Below are 12,952 nucleotides of genomic sequence, written 5' to 3'. Positions count from 1 at the left end.
CGTCACACCGACGAAAAGGGAGTACGATTCCCCGACATGAACACAGCGGACCTTGGGCTGCCGGTGGACGTTCCCTCGACGGCGCTCTTCACGGACCAGTACGAGCTGACGATGCTGCGCGCCGCGCTGAAGGCCGGTACGGCCGAACGGCGGAGCGTGTTCGAGGTCTTCACCCGGCGGCTGCCGAACGGGCGCCGCTACGGCGTGGTGGCCGGGACCGGACGCGTCCTGGACGCGGTGGAGAACTTCCGCTTCGACCCGGGCGTCCTCGGCTTCCTGCGCGAGCGGCAGATCGTCGACGAGGAGACCCTGAAGTGGCTCGCCGACTACCGCTTCAGCGGCGACATATGGGGTTACCCCGAGGGCGAGGTGTACTTCCCCGGCTCGCCGGTCATGCGCGTCGAGGGCAGCTTCGCCGAGTGCGTCCTGCTGGAGACGGTGATCCTGTCCATCCTCAACCACGACTCCGCGATCGCCGCCGCCGCCTCCCGGATGGCCTCCGCCGCCGGTGACCGGCCGCTGATCGAGATGGGCGCCCGGCGCACCCACGAGCTGGCCGCGGTGGCCGCCGCCCGCGCCGCCTACGTCGGCGGCTTCGCCACCACCTCCGACCTCGCGGCCGGCTTCCGCTACGGCATCCCCACCGTGGGCACCTCGGCCCACGCCTTCACCCTGCTGCACGACCGCGAGCGGGACGCCTTCCAGGCCCAGGTGGAGACCCTCGGCCGGGGCACCACCCTGCTGGTGGACACCTACGACGTCGCCGAGGCCGTCCGCACGGCGGTGGAGGTGGCCGGCCCCGAGCTGGGCGCCGTCCGCATCGACTCCGGCGACCTGCTGCTGGTGGCCCACCGGGTGCGGCAGCAGCTGGACGAGCTCGGCGCCACCGACACGAAGATCATCGTGACCTCCGACCTGGACGAGTACGCCATCGCCTCGCTGGCCGCCGCGCCCGTGGACGCCTACGGCGTCGGCACCCAGCTGGTGACCGGCTCCGGGCACCCCACCAGCTCCATGGTCTACAAGCTGGTCGCCCGCGCCGACTCCGCCGACCCGAAGGCGCCGCTGGTGCCGGTCGCGAAGAAGTCCAGCGGCGGCAAGATGTCGATCGGGGGCCGCAAGTGGGCGGCGCGCCGGCTGGACGCGGACGGGATCGCCGAGGCCGAGGTCGTCGGCACCGGGCCGGTGCCGGCCGAGCTGGCCGGCCGGCAGCTGCTGGTGCCGCTGGTGCGCGGCGGCACGGTGGTGGCCCGGGAGCCGCTGGACGTGACCCGGGACCGGCACATCGCGGCGCGCGCCAATCTGCCGCTGTCCGCTACCCAGCTCTCGCGCGGGGAACCCGTCATCCCGACGGAGTACGTGCACGGGCGCTCGGGTAGCTAAAGCCCGACCGCCGTCCGCCCCTTCCCACCCCTCCCGCACGGGCCCGGAAGTCTCTAGGCTCAGTTACTTCACTCTCAGTCGAAGGACACCCACCATGCGCCGCGCCTTGATCGTCGTAGACGTGCAGAACGACTTCTGCGAGGGGGGCAGCCTCGCGGTGGCCGGGGGAGCCGACGTGGCCGCCGCCATCACGGAGCTGATCGGCGAGGCGGCGGGCACCGGGTACCGGCACGTGGTGGCCACCCGGGACCACCACATCGCCCCCGGTGGTCACTTCGCCGACGACCCCGACTACGTCCGCTCCTGGCCCGCGCACTGTGTCGCGGGCACGGAGGGCGTGGGCTTCCACCCGAACTTCGCCCCCGCGGTCGCCTCCGGCGCGGTGGACGCCGTGTTCGACAAGGGGGCGTACTCGGCGGCGTACAGCGGCTTCGAGGGCACCGACGAGCACGGCGTGTCCCTGGCCGACTGGCTGCGCTCCCGGGAGATCACGGAGGTGGACGTGGTGGGCATCGCCACGGACCACTGCGTACGGGCCACCGCCCTGGACGCGGCCCGCGAGGGCTTCCGCACCCAGGTCCTGCTGGACCTGACGGCCGGGGTCGCCCCGGAGACGACCGAGGGCGCCCTGGAGGAGCTGCGGGCGGCGGGCGTCGAGCTGACCGGCAAGCCGGTCGTCGGCGGCTGAGCGAGCCGGGCGGAGGCTTACGGCCGGCTCGGCACCGGAGGGGCGAAGCCGGCCTCAGGGGCGCAGCCGGCCTCAGGGGCGCGGGGGACTGCGCGGCAGGCCACGACGCGCCCGTACCCGACGACGCACCGAAGCACCCTCACCGCACCGTCGCCGGCCCCCGCAGCAGCGCCCGGATGGGGTGCCACAGTTCCGTCGCCATGACGCCGCCGGCCGCCGTGGGGGCCGTGGGTGCCGTGCGCCAGACCAGGCCGTCGGGGTGGTGCAGTACCGCCGTGATCTCGTCCGGTGTCGGAGGCTCGGCGTTGCCCCGGAGGTACACCGCCCGCAGGCCCAGGTTGCGCAGCCTGGTCAGGGCGCGGGCGCGGTTGGCGGCGTGCACCAGGATGCGCACCCCGGCGGAGCCGTACGGCAGGTTGAGCGCCACCACCACCGTGCCGTTCGGCAGCTTGCTGAAGCCTCCAGCGGCCATGCGGTCACATCCCCGTTCCGGTCGGTGTCAATAAGCGGTCCACAGGACGCACCTAAACACGATCGGCGGCAACCCGCCAGGGGGTTGCCGCCGATACGCCTATGACCTGCGGTGATGCGGGTTACTTCACCGCGGGGCCGACCTTGAGGGAGATCGTCGAGCCGTCCTTGGCCTCCTTGACGATCGTGATCTTGGTGTTGGTGTCAGTGACCTTCACGCCACCGGTCGGGTTCGCCGGGTCGTAGTAGGTGCTGGTGTGGTCGTTGAAGACCGGCACGCCCTTCGAGCCCTTGATCTTCAGCGCGACATCGGCCTTGTGCAGGGTGATGCCGTCCGTGGCGTACAGGCTGAACGGCGAGTCGTATGCCTGGACGCGGTTGCGCAGCAGCGTGCCGTCGGCCCACTTCAGCGCCGTCGGGTGCGAGTCGACGGGGAGGATCAGACCGGTGCCCGGGTGACCGTTGGTGCTGTTGGTGTTGTTGTCCGCCTGGGAGGTGTCCCACTTCCAGATCAGCAGGCCGTTCTGGTACGGGTAGTGCTCCACCCAGTCCGGGCGCGACGCGAAGCCGAAGTTGTACGGGCCCGTCTTCAGCGTCTTGTCGTACGACACGTACTGCCGGTTCTCGGCGATGTAGTACTGCTTGTAGTCCTTGGTGAAGGACGCGCCGATGCGGGAGAAGCCGTTCGCGGTCCAGCCGGCGTCCGCCTTCTCGGCGTCGTCCGAGAACAGCGGGGTGCCGTCGGCGGTCACGGTGATCTCGTCGGCGGTGAAGCCGTTCTCCGCGACACCGCTGTCGGTGGCGTAGCGGAAGCGCAGGTCGATCTTCTTGCCCGCGTAGGCGTCGAGCGGGAACGACAGCTTCTTGTGCGTCTCGGAGAAGCCGCTCAGCGCGGGCTTGCCGCCGGCGTCCTTCGGCAGGGCCTGGCCGTCCGCGGTGCCGTCCAGCGCGGTCCAGTTGGCGCCGCCGTCGGTGGACACCTCGGTGTAGACGTAGTCGTAGCCCTCCTCGGTGGCCCACCAACCGTCCAGGCTGAGGCTCGCCGAGGTCTTGCCGGTCAGGTCCACGGACCGGGTCAGCGTGTTCTTCAGGTCGTTGCCGCTGCCGCTCCACCACTGGGCCGAGCCCTGGGCGGGCTGGACGATCGTGGTGGTGACCGCCTTGTCGGGCAGGCTGACCACGAGGGCCTGCTTGTCGAAGGTGTTGTACTCGGCCGGGCCCAGCTTGTGCGTGGACTGCTTGCCGGCCGTGGCGGTGTCGTAGTTCAGCCAGCCCAGCTGGAGCTTGTCCCAGGCGTTCATGTCGCCGGGCAGGTCGCCGATGGACTCCTTGCCCCGGCCGAGCCAGGAGCCGGAGGACATCAGGGTCCAGAAACCGGTGGAGTTGTCGCCGCCGGCGGTGTCGTACTCGTCCGGCAGGCCGAGGTCGTGGCCGTACTCGTGGGCGAAGACGCCGAGGCCGCCGTTCTCCGGCTGGATGGTGTAGTCGCCGACCCAGATGCCGGTGTCGCCGACCTGGGTGCCGCCGAGCTTGTTGTTCTGCGGGCCGGTGGCACCGGCGTCGGTGCCGAAGGCGTACCAGCGGTGGGCCCAGATCGCGTTCTCGCCCTCGGCGCCGCCGCCCGCGGACTCGTCCTCACCGGCGTGCACGATCTGGAAGTGGTCGACGTAGCCGTCCGGCTCGTTGAAGTTGCCGTCGCCGTCGAAGTCGTACCGGTCCCACTGGTCGTACTGGACGAGGTCCTTCTTGATGTCGGCGTCGGTGCGGCCGGCCGCCTTCTGCTGGGCGACCCAGGCGCCCAGGCCGTCGCTGACGATGTTCCACACGCTCGGGCAGTTGGTGGAACCGCACGCGTTGTTGCCGTAACGGGCCTCGTTGTAGGGGACCTTGACCCAGTCGGTGACCTCGCCGGAGACCGAGTAGCGGCCCGAGGACTGCTTCTCGTAGTACTTCTTCAGCGACTCGGTGTTCTTGCCGGTGCCGAAGTAGAGGTCCTGGTAATGCTTGCGGTCGTAGTCCTGCTGCCAGGCCGTGGAGTTGTCCTTGGCGCGGTCCGGCGCGGCGATCTGGTTGTGCAGCGGGCCGGGGGTGCCGCCGAACTTGGGGTCGGTCTTGTCCCCGAACTCCACCAGGATGGTGAAGATCTTGTCGGTCTTCTCGCGGCTCAGCTCGACGTACTTGCTCTCGCCCTTGCGGCTCTTGAGCTTGACGACCTTCGAGCCGTTGCGCTCCTGCGCGGTGGCCTTGCCGGATATGAGCTGGTTCAGGGCCTCTTCGCGCTGGGCGTCCTGGGTCTTGCTCAGCGGGCCGTCCAGGTCGTGCTCGTGCTGCTTCACCGGTGCCGGGTCGTGCCGGTTCGCGGTGGCGGGCCGGGGCTGGGTGCTCGCCTCGGCGACGGCGAACGTCGCGAACGAGGCGGACGCCGCCGCGAGGGTCACGCCGATGGCGGCCGCCCTGAACGTCCAGGATCTGCTGGTCACTTGAGTTCCTCCCCCGCGCCGCGCACACGGACAGGGGGTTCCGGGCATGGAGGAATCCGTGCGCGCAAGATCAACGCGTGTAGTCAAGTGACGACATTTGACTAGAGGTTTGGCAGAAAAGACAGACCTTGACTTGCGCAGGACAAGTGCACTATGCGGAGGTGGAGTTCGCTTTACGGACAGGCGCCGACGCGCCTACAGCCCTGCCGAGTCGCCCGTCCGACGGGACGGTGACTCCGTGCGCCCCCCGTGCACCGGCACCGTAGGGTCAGGGCGCGATCACCATGCCGACGCAGCGCCGGGGCGGTGGGCAGGTGCCCACCGCCCCGCGCTCCGCCCCGGCGGTGCGTCGCTCACCGGGTGCTGACCACCACCGTCTTGGCCGCCTTGTCGTGCAGGCCCTGCTTGTACGGCTTGTCGAAGAAGCTCCAGCCGCCCGCGACGGCCGTCCAGACACAGGCGCAGCAGAAGGCGAACGGCACCCACAGCACCAGGGCGCGGGTCAGCGAGGTCGACACGGACGGGGTGGCGCCGTTCGCCAGATCGGCCACCCGCAGGCCGAGCCACTTCTTGCCGAGCGTCTGCCCCGACCGGCTGATCATGAAGGTGTCGTAGGCGACATAGAGCGCGGCCGCGATCAAGGACTGGGCGACGGACCGGCCGGCGTCGATCCGGTCGCCGTCGATGGTGTATGTGTACTCGCTCACGCCGAACGCCATGGTGAGCAGCCAGACGACGATGCCGACCAGGACCATGTCGATGATCCGCGCGAGCGTCCGCTTGCCGCTGTCGGCGAGCGGGGGCATGCCGGCCAGCGGATCGGCGGGATAGCCACCGGCCCCGGCTCCGTAGGGGCCGCCGCCGTACGGCCCGCCGCCGTAGGGGCCTCCTCCGTAGGGGCCTCCTCCGTAAGGTCCGCCGGGGGGCGGGGGCTGGTCGCCGCCGTACGGGGGCGGGGTGCCGTACGGCGAGCCCGACCCCTGGTCCGACGGGGGCCGCTTCCTGAAGGGGTCGTCCTCGGGGGGCTGCTCTCCGGAGCCGGGGGGCGGTGCGCTGCTCATGGCCCGAGTGGAACCCGCGGGCCGCCGCCGCGCATCCGGCAGACGGCCGGACGGAGTACCCGGCCCTCACCCGGCATCTCCCGGGCCCTCACCCGGCCCCTCCCCCGGCTCAGCCCGCGACGAACGTGTGCGCCGCCTTGTCGTGCCAGCACTGGCGCCAGGGCCGGTCGAACAGACACCACAGCACGCCCACGACACCGACGACCAGCAGACCCGGCACGCTGAACACCAGCCAGCGGCGCAGCGCCGGGCCGAACGTCGGCGGCTCGTGCGCCTCGATGTCCCGCACCTCCAGACCGCACAGCTTCTTGCCGAGGGTGCGGCCCCAGCGGACGGTGGGCAGCACCTCGTACAGGACACCGGCGAGCAGCAGGACGGCGAGGACGATGCCGAGGCCGGTGCCGGTCGTGCCGTCGATCAGCCACACGGTGACCTGGTGGCCGGACAGCCGGGCCGCGTCGATCTTCTGCTGGACGTGGTCCACGGCCCGGATACCGAGCGGCACCGCCGCGGCGGCCGTCACGGCGCCCACCACGGCCAGGTCGATCAGCCGCGCCGCGAGCCGCTTGCCGAGACCGGCGGGCCGCGCGGCGGCCTGCCGGCGCGCGGCGGCCTGGAAGAGGTCCTCCACCGGTGGCTTCCACGGCGCGACGGACGGTTCGTCCCCGCCGCCGGCCAGCTGGTGCACCTGTTGCGCCCAGGACGCCTGCCCGCCGCCGGGCCCGCTGGTCACGGGGGTGGTGACGGGAGCGGGGCCGGACTGCTGCGGCACGGGGGCCGCCACGGCGGGAGCGGGGTGCGGTGCCTGCGGCTGCTGCGCCTGAGGGGTGACGGGCGCCTGCGCGGCGGCGGCCTGGGCGGCGGCCTTGCCGGCGCCGAAGCCGGAGGCGGCGGGCGCGCCGACGGGGCCCTGGGCGCCCTCGGCGGCGGGGCCGGGCGGGTCGGAGGGCACCGGGCGGATGGTCATCGTGCCGTCGTCGGTACGGGTCACCGGGCGGATGGTCATCGTGCCGTCGTCGGTACGGGTCACCGGGCGCCGGAAGACGAACGTGCCGGGGTCCGGGGCGTCGCCGGCCTCGGCCGGGGGGACCGTCGCGGCGCCGTCGGCGCGGGCGGCGCCCTGGCCACCGGAGCCGGCCGGGGAGTCCATCGGCACCCGCGGATCGGCACCCCAGGCCCCACCACGCCCGGCGTCCCCACCGAACCCACCCGACCGGTCCCGCTGCCCGGGGAGACCGGGGGTACCGGGGGTACCGGGCAGGGCGGTCCCGCCGGACTGGGCGGGGCCTCCGGACTGGGCGGGGCCTCCGGACTGACCGGGGACTCCGGACTGGGCGGGTCCACCGGACTGACCGGGGACTCCGGACTGGGCGGGTCCACCGGACTGACCGGGGACTCCGGACTGGGCGGGCGTGCCGGACTGGGCGGGCGTGCCGGGCTGGGCAGGGGTGGCCCACTGGCCTGCCTGGCCGTTCTGGCCTGCCTGGCCGTTCTGGCCTGCCTGGCCGTTCTGGCCTGCCTGGCCGTTCTGGCCTGCCTGGCCGTTCTGGTCTGCCTGGTCCACGGCCGACCACTGATCGGCCTGGCCGCGCGGACCGGCCTGGCCCGTGCGGGTCCACTGGTCGGCCGGGTCTGACTGGTCGCTCTCGCCCGCCCGGGCCCACTGATCCGCCTGGGCGGCCTGGGCCGTCTGTTCCCACCGGCCCGCCCGGGCGCCTCCGGGGTCCTGCCGTCCGGTGCCGGTGGCCGGGCCGGTCTCCGCGGGCCGGGCGCCGGCCGCGGGCGGGTCCTCGTCGAAGAAGTGGGGGCCCGTCTCCTCCACGGCCGGGGCGGCCGGCCGCAGACCGGGGGGCGGGATGAGCGGCTCGCCGTCCTTCGGCGCCGGACGGCTGGTGCCGGGCACCCAGGAGGCGCCGTTCCAGTACCGGACGTAGCCGGGGATGGACGGGTCCGGGTAGTAGCCCTCGCGGGGCCTGTCGTCGCCGGGTGCCGGGGTTGGGGCGCTCATGTCCGTCGTCCCGTATCTGCTCGGGGGTGTGATGGGGGCCTCCACATCTATCAGACCGGGGCAGCCCGCAGCGCCAGTCCCGTGGGACCCACCCCTTTCCGGGCAACGCCGTACACGCTTTCCGGGGCCCGCGGAAAAAAAACTTCCCCGGACCCGCGTAATGGTCCGGCCCCTGCCCGCTCTCCCCTGGTACGGGCCCGGTCCGAGCGGCCCCGACCAGAAGGGAAACACGTCATGCGGCACACCGTGGTGGAGCGGGAGCTGGAGCTGAGGCTCGTCCTGTCGCCGGAGGAGAGCGTGCCGGTCCCGGCCCGGCTCACCTACCGCTGCGACGACCCCTACGCCGTCCACATCGCCTTCCACATCAACTCCGAGCGCCCGGTGCACTGGACGTTCGCCCGCGAGCTGCTGGTGGAGGGGGTGTTCCGGCCGTGCGGGCAGGGCGACGTGCGGGTGTGGCCGGGCAGGTCGGACGGGCGCGGTGTCGTCCTGATGGCGCTGAGCGCGCCGGACGGCGACGCGCTGCTCCAGGCGCCCGTCGCGCAGGTCTCGGCCTGGCTGGAGCGGACGCTGCGGGCGGTGCCGCCGGGCACGGAGGGCGGTCAGCCGGGCCTCGACGACGCGCTCGACCAGCTCCTCGCCCGGTGAGCCGGGCGTTGGGCCGGGCGCCGGGGCACGGGCGGACGGACCGGCCCGGGAGGTCAGAGCAGCTTGCCGGGGTTGAGGATGCCCAGCGGGTCGAAGGCATGCTTCACCGCCCGCTGCATCTCCACCCCGACCGGGCCCAGCTCCCGGGCCAGCCACTCCTTCTTCAGCACGCCGACCCCGTGTTCCCCGGTGATGGTGCCGCCCAGCTCCAGGCCGAGGGCCATGATCGCGTCGAAGGACTCGCGGGCCCGGCGGGACTCCTCGGGGTCGCGGGCGTCGAAGCAGACGGTGGGGTGTGTGTTGCCGTCGCCCGCGTGCGCGCACACCCCGATCGTGAGGTCGTACTCGGCGGCGATCCGCTCGACGCCGGCCAGCATCTCGCCGAGCCGGGAGCGCGGCACGCACACGTCGTCGATCATCGTCGTGCCCTTGACCGCCTCCAGCGCGGTCAGCGAGAGCCGCCGGGCCTGGAGCAGCAGTTCGGACTCGGCCGCGTCGTCGGCGGGCACGACCCCGGTGGCGCCGGCGGCCTCGCACAGGGCGGCGACGGCGGCCAGGTCGGTGGCGGGGTCCGGGGTGTCGAAGGCGGCCAGCAGCAGTGCCTCGGTGGTCTCGGGCAGGCCCATGTGCGCGAGGTCGTTGACCGCCTTGACCGTCGTACGGTCCATCAGTTCGAGGAGGGACGGGACGTGACCGCCGGCCATGATGCGGCACACCGCGTCGCAGGCGGCGGTCGCCGAGGCGAACTCGGCGGCCAGCACCAGCTGCCGGGGCGGCTTCGGCTTCAGCGCCAGGACCGCCCGGACGACGATGCCGAGGGAGCCCTCGGAGCCGACGAAGAGACGGGTGAGGTCGTAGCCCGCGACGCCCTTGGCGGTGCGCCGGCCGGTGGACATCAGCCGGCCGTCGGCGAGGACGACGTCCAGGCCGAGGACGTACTCGGCGGTGACGCCGTACTTGACGCAGCACAGGCCGCCGGAGGCGGTGCCGATGTTGCCGCCGATGGTGCACATCTCCCAGCTGGAGGGGTCCGGCGGGTAGTACAGGCCGTGTTCCTCGACCGCGCGGGAGAGCGTCGCGTTGATCACGCCCGGTTCCACCACGGCGATCCGGTCGACCGGGCTGATCTCCAGGATGCGGTCCATCTTGGTCAGTGACAGCGCGATGCAGCCGTCGGTGGCGTTCGCGCCGCCGGACAGGCCGGTGCGGGCGCCCTGCGGGACGACCGGGACACGCAGCTCGGTGGCGGTGCGCATGACGTGCTGGACCTGCTCGACGGTGCGCGGCAGGACGACGGCGGCGGGCCGGCCGGCCGGGCAGAAGCTCGCCATGTCGTGGGCGTAGGAGGCGGTGACGTCGGGGTCGGTCAGGACGGCCTCGGGCGGCAGGCCGGCCAGGAGCCGGTCGGCGAGGTTACCGGTGTGCTCGTCGCGTGGCGCTTCGATACGGCTCATGATCACAGCGTGACACTCGCGGCCATCGGTGTGAACCCCGCCCGCGCCGCCCTTGGGCCACCCGGATGTGCTCGTCATATTGACGCACAGTGAGCGCCATGGAGAACCGGCAGTGCGTGGGTACGTCCCTGATCTCCGAGGCGCCGGCGCCGCGCCGGCGGCGCCTGGTGCGGCGGCTGCTGCTCGCCGCGCTGGCGGGCAGTCTGGCGACGGGCGCGGTACTCGTGCTGCTGCCCGCGGAGCCGCAGCGGCACCGGCCGGCCCGGCCGCCCGCCGCCGGCCCGCAGTCCCGGCCGCGGGAGCAGGCGCTGACGGCGGTGACCTACGGCGTGCCGGCCGCGCTGCCCGGGCTGACCGCGCTGATCGGGCGGCAGGAGCGGCTGGTGCGGGAGCGGCCGAAGGACGCCGTGGCCTGGGCGGTGCTGGGGTCGGCGTACGTGGAGCGGGGCCGCCGGGCGGGTGACGCGGCCGACTATCCGCGCGCCGAGCGGGCGCTCAAGACCTCGCTGGACGTGCGGGGCGCGCGCAACACCGGGGCGTTGGACGGGCTGGCCGCGCTGGCGCTGGCGCGCCGGGACTTCCCGGCGGCGAAAGGGTACGCCGAGCAGGCGCACAAGGCGGCGCCGAAGCGGTGGTCGGCGTACCCGGCGCTGATCGACGCCTACACCGGGCTCGGCGACTACGAGAAGGCCCGCGCCGCCCTGGACAAGCTGCTGGCGCTGCGCACCGACGCGGCGGCGCGGCCGGCCGTGATGGCGCGGGCGGCGGCGGTGTACCGGGACCGGGGCTGGCGCGAGGACGCGGTGGCGCAGCTGACCGACGCGGCGGCCGCCGCCCGCACCCCGGCGGAGCGGGCCGCCTGGCTGGCCGGGGTCGGGCAGCTGGCCTGGGAGCGCGGGGACCTGCCGGAGGCGCTGCGGCACTTCGAGGCGGCGCTGCGGCTCGACGCGGACCAGCGGGCGGCAGTGGCCGGGCGGGCGCGGACGCTGGCCGCGCTGGACCGCACCTCGGAGGCGCTGGCCGCGTACCGGGCCGCCGTCGCGCACCGGCCGCGCCCGGAGGATCTGCTGGAGCTGGGCGAGCTGTACGAGTCGCTGGGGCAGCCGGGCGCCGCCGAGGAGAGTTACGCGCGGATGCGGGAGGCGGTGGCGCGGTCGGTGGCGGGCGGGGTGGACGAGGAGCTGCTGATCGGCCGGTTCGAGGCGGACCACGGGGACCCGTGGGAGGCCGTGGAGCGGCTGGAGGAGGAGTGGCGGCGGCAGCCGGGCATCGAGGTGGCCGACGCGCTGGGCTGGGCGCTGCACCGCGCCGGCGATGACCGGCAGGCGCTGACGTACGCGGCCGTCGCGACGGACAAGGCGAAGGGCGGCGGGGTGCGCAGCGCGCTGTACGCGTACCACCTGGGGGTGATCGAGGCGGAGCTGGAGCGGACCGGCCCCGCCCGGCGGCACCTTCAGGAGGCGCTCAGGATCAACCCGTACTTCTCGCCGCTGTGGGTGCCGCTGGTGCGGGAGGCGCTGCGGGAGCTGGGCGACGTACCCGACGAGCCGCCGCCCAGCGAGTAGGGCCCGCCGCTACAGGTTGCCCCGCTTGGCCTGCTCGCGCTCGATCGCCTCGAACAGGGCCTTGAAGTTGCCCTTGCCGAAGCCCATCGAGCCGTGCCGCTCGATGAGTTCGAAGAACACCGTGGGCCGGTCCTGGACCGGCTTGGTGAAGATCTGGAGCAGGTAGCCGTCCTCGTCGCGGTCGGCGAGGATCTTCAGCTCGCGCAGGGTGTCGATCGGCACGCGGGTGTCGCCGACCCACTCGCCGAGGGTGTCGTAGTAGGAGTCCGGGGTGTCGAGGAACTCGACGCCGGCCGCGCGCATGGTGCGGACGGTCTGCACGATGTCGTTGGTGTTGAGCGCGATGTGCTGGACGCCGGCGCCGCCGTAGAACTCCAGGTACTCGTCGATCTGGGACTTCTTCTTGGCGATGGCGGGCTCGTTGATCGGGAACTTGACCTTGAGGGTGCCGTCCGCGACCACCTTCGACATCAGCGCGCTGTACTCGGTGGCGATGTCGTCGCCCACGAACTCCTTCATGTTCGTGAAGCCCAGCACCTTGTTGTAGAAGGCCACCCACTCGTTCATCTTGCCGAGTTCGACGTTGCCCACGCAGTGGTCGATGGCCTGGAAGGTACGCACGGCGGGCGGCTCGACGAGCGGCTCGGCCGCCGTGTAACCGGGCAGGTAGGGGCCGTCGTAGCCGGAGCGGTCGACCAGGGTGTGGCGGGTCTCGCCGTAGGTGGCGATCGCGGCGAGGACGACCGTGCCGTGCTCGTCCTTCACCTCGTACGGCTCGGTGACGCCGCGGGCGCCGTGCTCGACGGCGTACGCGTACGCGGCGCGCGCGTCCGGGACCTCGATGGCCAGGTCGATGACGCCGTCACCGTGCTCGGCGACGTGCCGGGCCAGGAAGTGGCCCCAGGTGCTCACCGGCTTGATCACCGAGGTGAGGACGAACCGGGCGGAGCCGTTCTCCAGCACGTAACTGGCGGTCTCGCGGCTGCCGTTCTCCGGTCCGGAGTAGGCGACCAGCCGCATGCCGAAGGCGGTGGAGTAGTAGTGCGCCGCCTGCTTGGCGTTGCCCACGGCGAAGACGACCGCGTCCATTCCCTTGACCGGGAAGGGGTCGTCCTGCCGGGCGGTCGTGTCGGGAGTGTGGTGTGTGGTCTGCGTCATACCCGAAGGGTGGCCCCGCTCTGCAAGGTGCGCAAT

The 12,952-nt window shown here is 72.9% G+C and carries 10 protein-coding genes; 4 read left to right on the top strand and 6 right to left on the bottom strand.

Going from position 1 to position 12,952, the window contains the following annotated elements; all coding sequences use genetic code 11:
- Window positions 1-36: 36 nt before the first annotated feature.
- Window positions 37-1,383: a nicotinate phosphoribosyltransferase gene (locus tag Srubr_RS35605; RefSeq protein WP_189995899.1), complete on the top strand. Its 1,347-nt coding sequence runs from the start codon at window positions 37-39 to the stop codon at window positions 1,381-1,383.
- A gap of 94 nt (window positions 1,384-1,477) precedes the next feature.
- Window positions 1,478-2,071 carry an isochorismatase family protein gene (locus Srubr_RS35600; protein WP_189995901.1) on the top strand — a complete coding sequence of 198 codons (594 nt, stop codon included), beginning with the start codon at window positions 1,478-1,480 and terminating at the stop codon, window positions 2,069-2,071.
- A gap of 139 nt (window positions 2,072-2,210) precedes the next feature.
- Here Srubr_RS35600 and Srubr_RS35595 read toward each other — a convergent pair whose 3' ends face one another.
- The 4 genes from Srubr_RS35595 to Srubr_RS35580 all read right to left on the bottom strand — a co-directional run bounded on the left by Srubr_RS35595 (window position 2,211) and on the right by Srubr_RS35580 (window position 8,091).
- On the bottom strand, window positions 2,211-2,543 hold the full coding sequence (locus Srubr_RS35595) for a hypothetical protein (protein ID WP_189995903.1): 333 nt from the start codon (window positions 2,541-2,543) through the stop codon (window positions 2,211-2,213).
- Window positions 2,544-2,664: 121 nt separating this feature from the next.
- Entirely contained in the window at window positions 2,665-5,022 is a 2,358-nt protein-coding gene (locus Srubr_RS35590; RefSeq protein WP_189995909.1) for an immune inhibitor A domain-containing protein, read from the bottom strand.
- Window positions 5,023-5,375: 353 nt separating this feature from the next.
- Window positions 5,376-6,083, bottom strand: coding sequence for an RDD family protein (locus Srubr_RS35585; protein WP_189995910.1), 708 nt, complete (start codon window positions 6,081-6,083; stop codon window positions 5,376-5,378).
- A 109-nt stretch (window positions 6,084-6,192) separates the two neighbouring features.
- Window positions 6,193-8,091 (bottom strand): RDD family protein, encoded by a 1,899-nt coding sequence (locus Srubr_RS35580; RefSeq protein WP_189995911.1) that lies wholly within the window; start codon window positions 8,089-8,091, stop codon window positions 6,193-6,195.
- A gap of 234 nt (window positions 8,092-8,325) precedes the next feature.
- Between Srubr_RS35580 and Srubr_RS35575 the strand changes: the two genes are divergently transcribed.
- Window positions 8,326-8,739: an SsgA family sporulation/cell division regulator gene (locus tag Srubr_RS35575; RefSeq protein WP_189995913.1), complete on the top strand. Its 414-nt coding sequence runs from the start codon at window positions 8,326-8,328 to the stop codon at window positions 8,737-8,739.
- A 53-nt stretch (window positions 8,740-8,792) separates the two neighbouring features.
- Here the strand turns inward: Srubr_RS35575 and Srubr_RS35570 are convergent, their stop codons facing one another.
- A complete protein-coding gene (locus Srubr_RS35570) occupies window positions 8,793-10,199 on the bottom strand; it encodes an FAD-binding oxidoreductase (protein ID WP_189995915.1) in 1,407 nt (468 codons plus the stop codon).
- 92 nt (window positions 10,200-10,291) lie between these two features.
- On the opposite strand from Srubr_RS35570, the gene Srubr_RS35565 reads away from it, so the two are divergent.
- Window positions 10,292-11,758, top strand: coding sequence for a tetratricopeptide repeat protein (locus Srubr_RS35565; RefSeq protein ID WP_189995917.1), 1,467 nt, complete (start codon window positions 10,292-10,294; stop codon window positions 11,756-11,758).
- A 9-nt stretch (window positions 11,759-11,767) separates the two neighbouring features.
- Here the strand turns inward: Srubr_RS35565 and hppD are convergent, their stop codons facing one another.
- On the bottom strand, window positions 11,768-12,916 hold the full coding sequence (gene hppD / locus Srubr_RS35560; protein WP_189995919.1) for a 4-hydroxyphenylpyruvate dioxygenase: 1,149 nt from the start codon (window positions 12,914-12,916) through the stop codon (window positions 11,768-11,770).
- Window positions 12,917-12,952: the final 36 nt, after the last annotated feature.

The sequence above is a fragment of the Streptomyces rubradiris genome, assembly GCF_016860525.1.
Taxonomy (GTDB): Bacteria; Actinomycetota; Actinomycetes; order Streptomycetales; family Streptomycetaceae; genus Streptomyces; species Streptomyces rubradiris.
Note: the sequence above shows the minus strand (reverse complement) of the source record. Positions and strands in the feature narration are given on the sequence as shown.

Coding starts and splice junctions, on each gene's coding strand:
- Srubr_RS35605 (WP_189995899.1), top strand. CDS start 37: ATGAACACAGCGGACCTTGGGCTGCCGGTGGACGTTCCCTCGACGGCG.
- Srubr_RS35565 (WP_189995917.1), top strand. CDS start 10,292: ATGGAGAACCGGCAGTGCGTGGGTACGTCCCTGATCTCCGAGGCGCCG.
- Srubr_RS35595 (WP_189995903.1), bottom strand. CDS start 2,543: ATGGCCGCTGGAGGCTTCAGCAAGCTGCCGAACGGCACGGTGGTGGTG.
- hppD (WP_189995919.1), bottom strand. CDS start 12,916: ATGACGCAGACCACACACCACACTCCCGACACGACCGCCCGGCAGGAC.
- Srubr_RS35600 (WP_189995901.1), top strand. CDS start 1,478: ATGCGCCGCGCCTTGATCGTCGTAGACGTGCAGAACGACTTCTGCGAG.
- Srubr_RS35585 (WP_189995910.1), bottom strand. CDS start 6,083: ATGAGCAGCGCACCGCCCCCCGGCTCCGGAGAGCAGCCCCCCGAGGAC.
- Srubr_RS35580 (WP_189995911.1), bottom strand. CDS start 8,091: ATGAGCGCCCCAACCCCGGCACCCGGCGACGACAGGCCCCGCGAGGGC.
- Srubr_RS35575 (WP_189995913.1), top strand. CDS start 8,326: ATGCGGCACACCGTGGTGGAGCGGGAGCTGGAGCTGAGGCTCGTCCTG.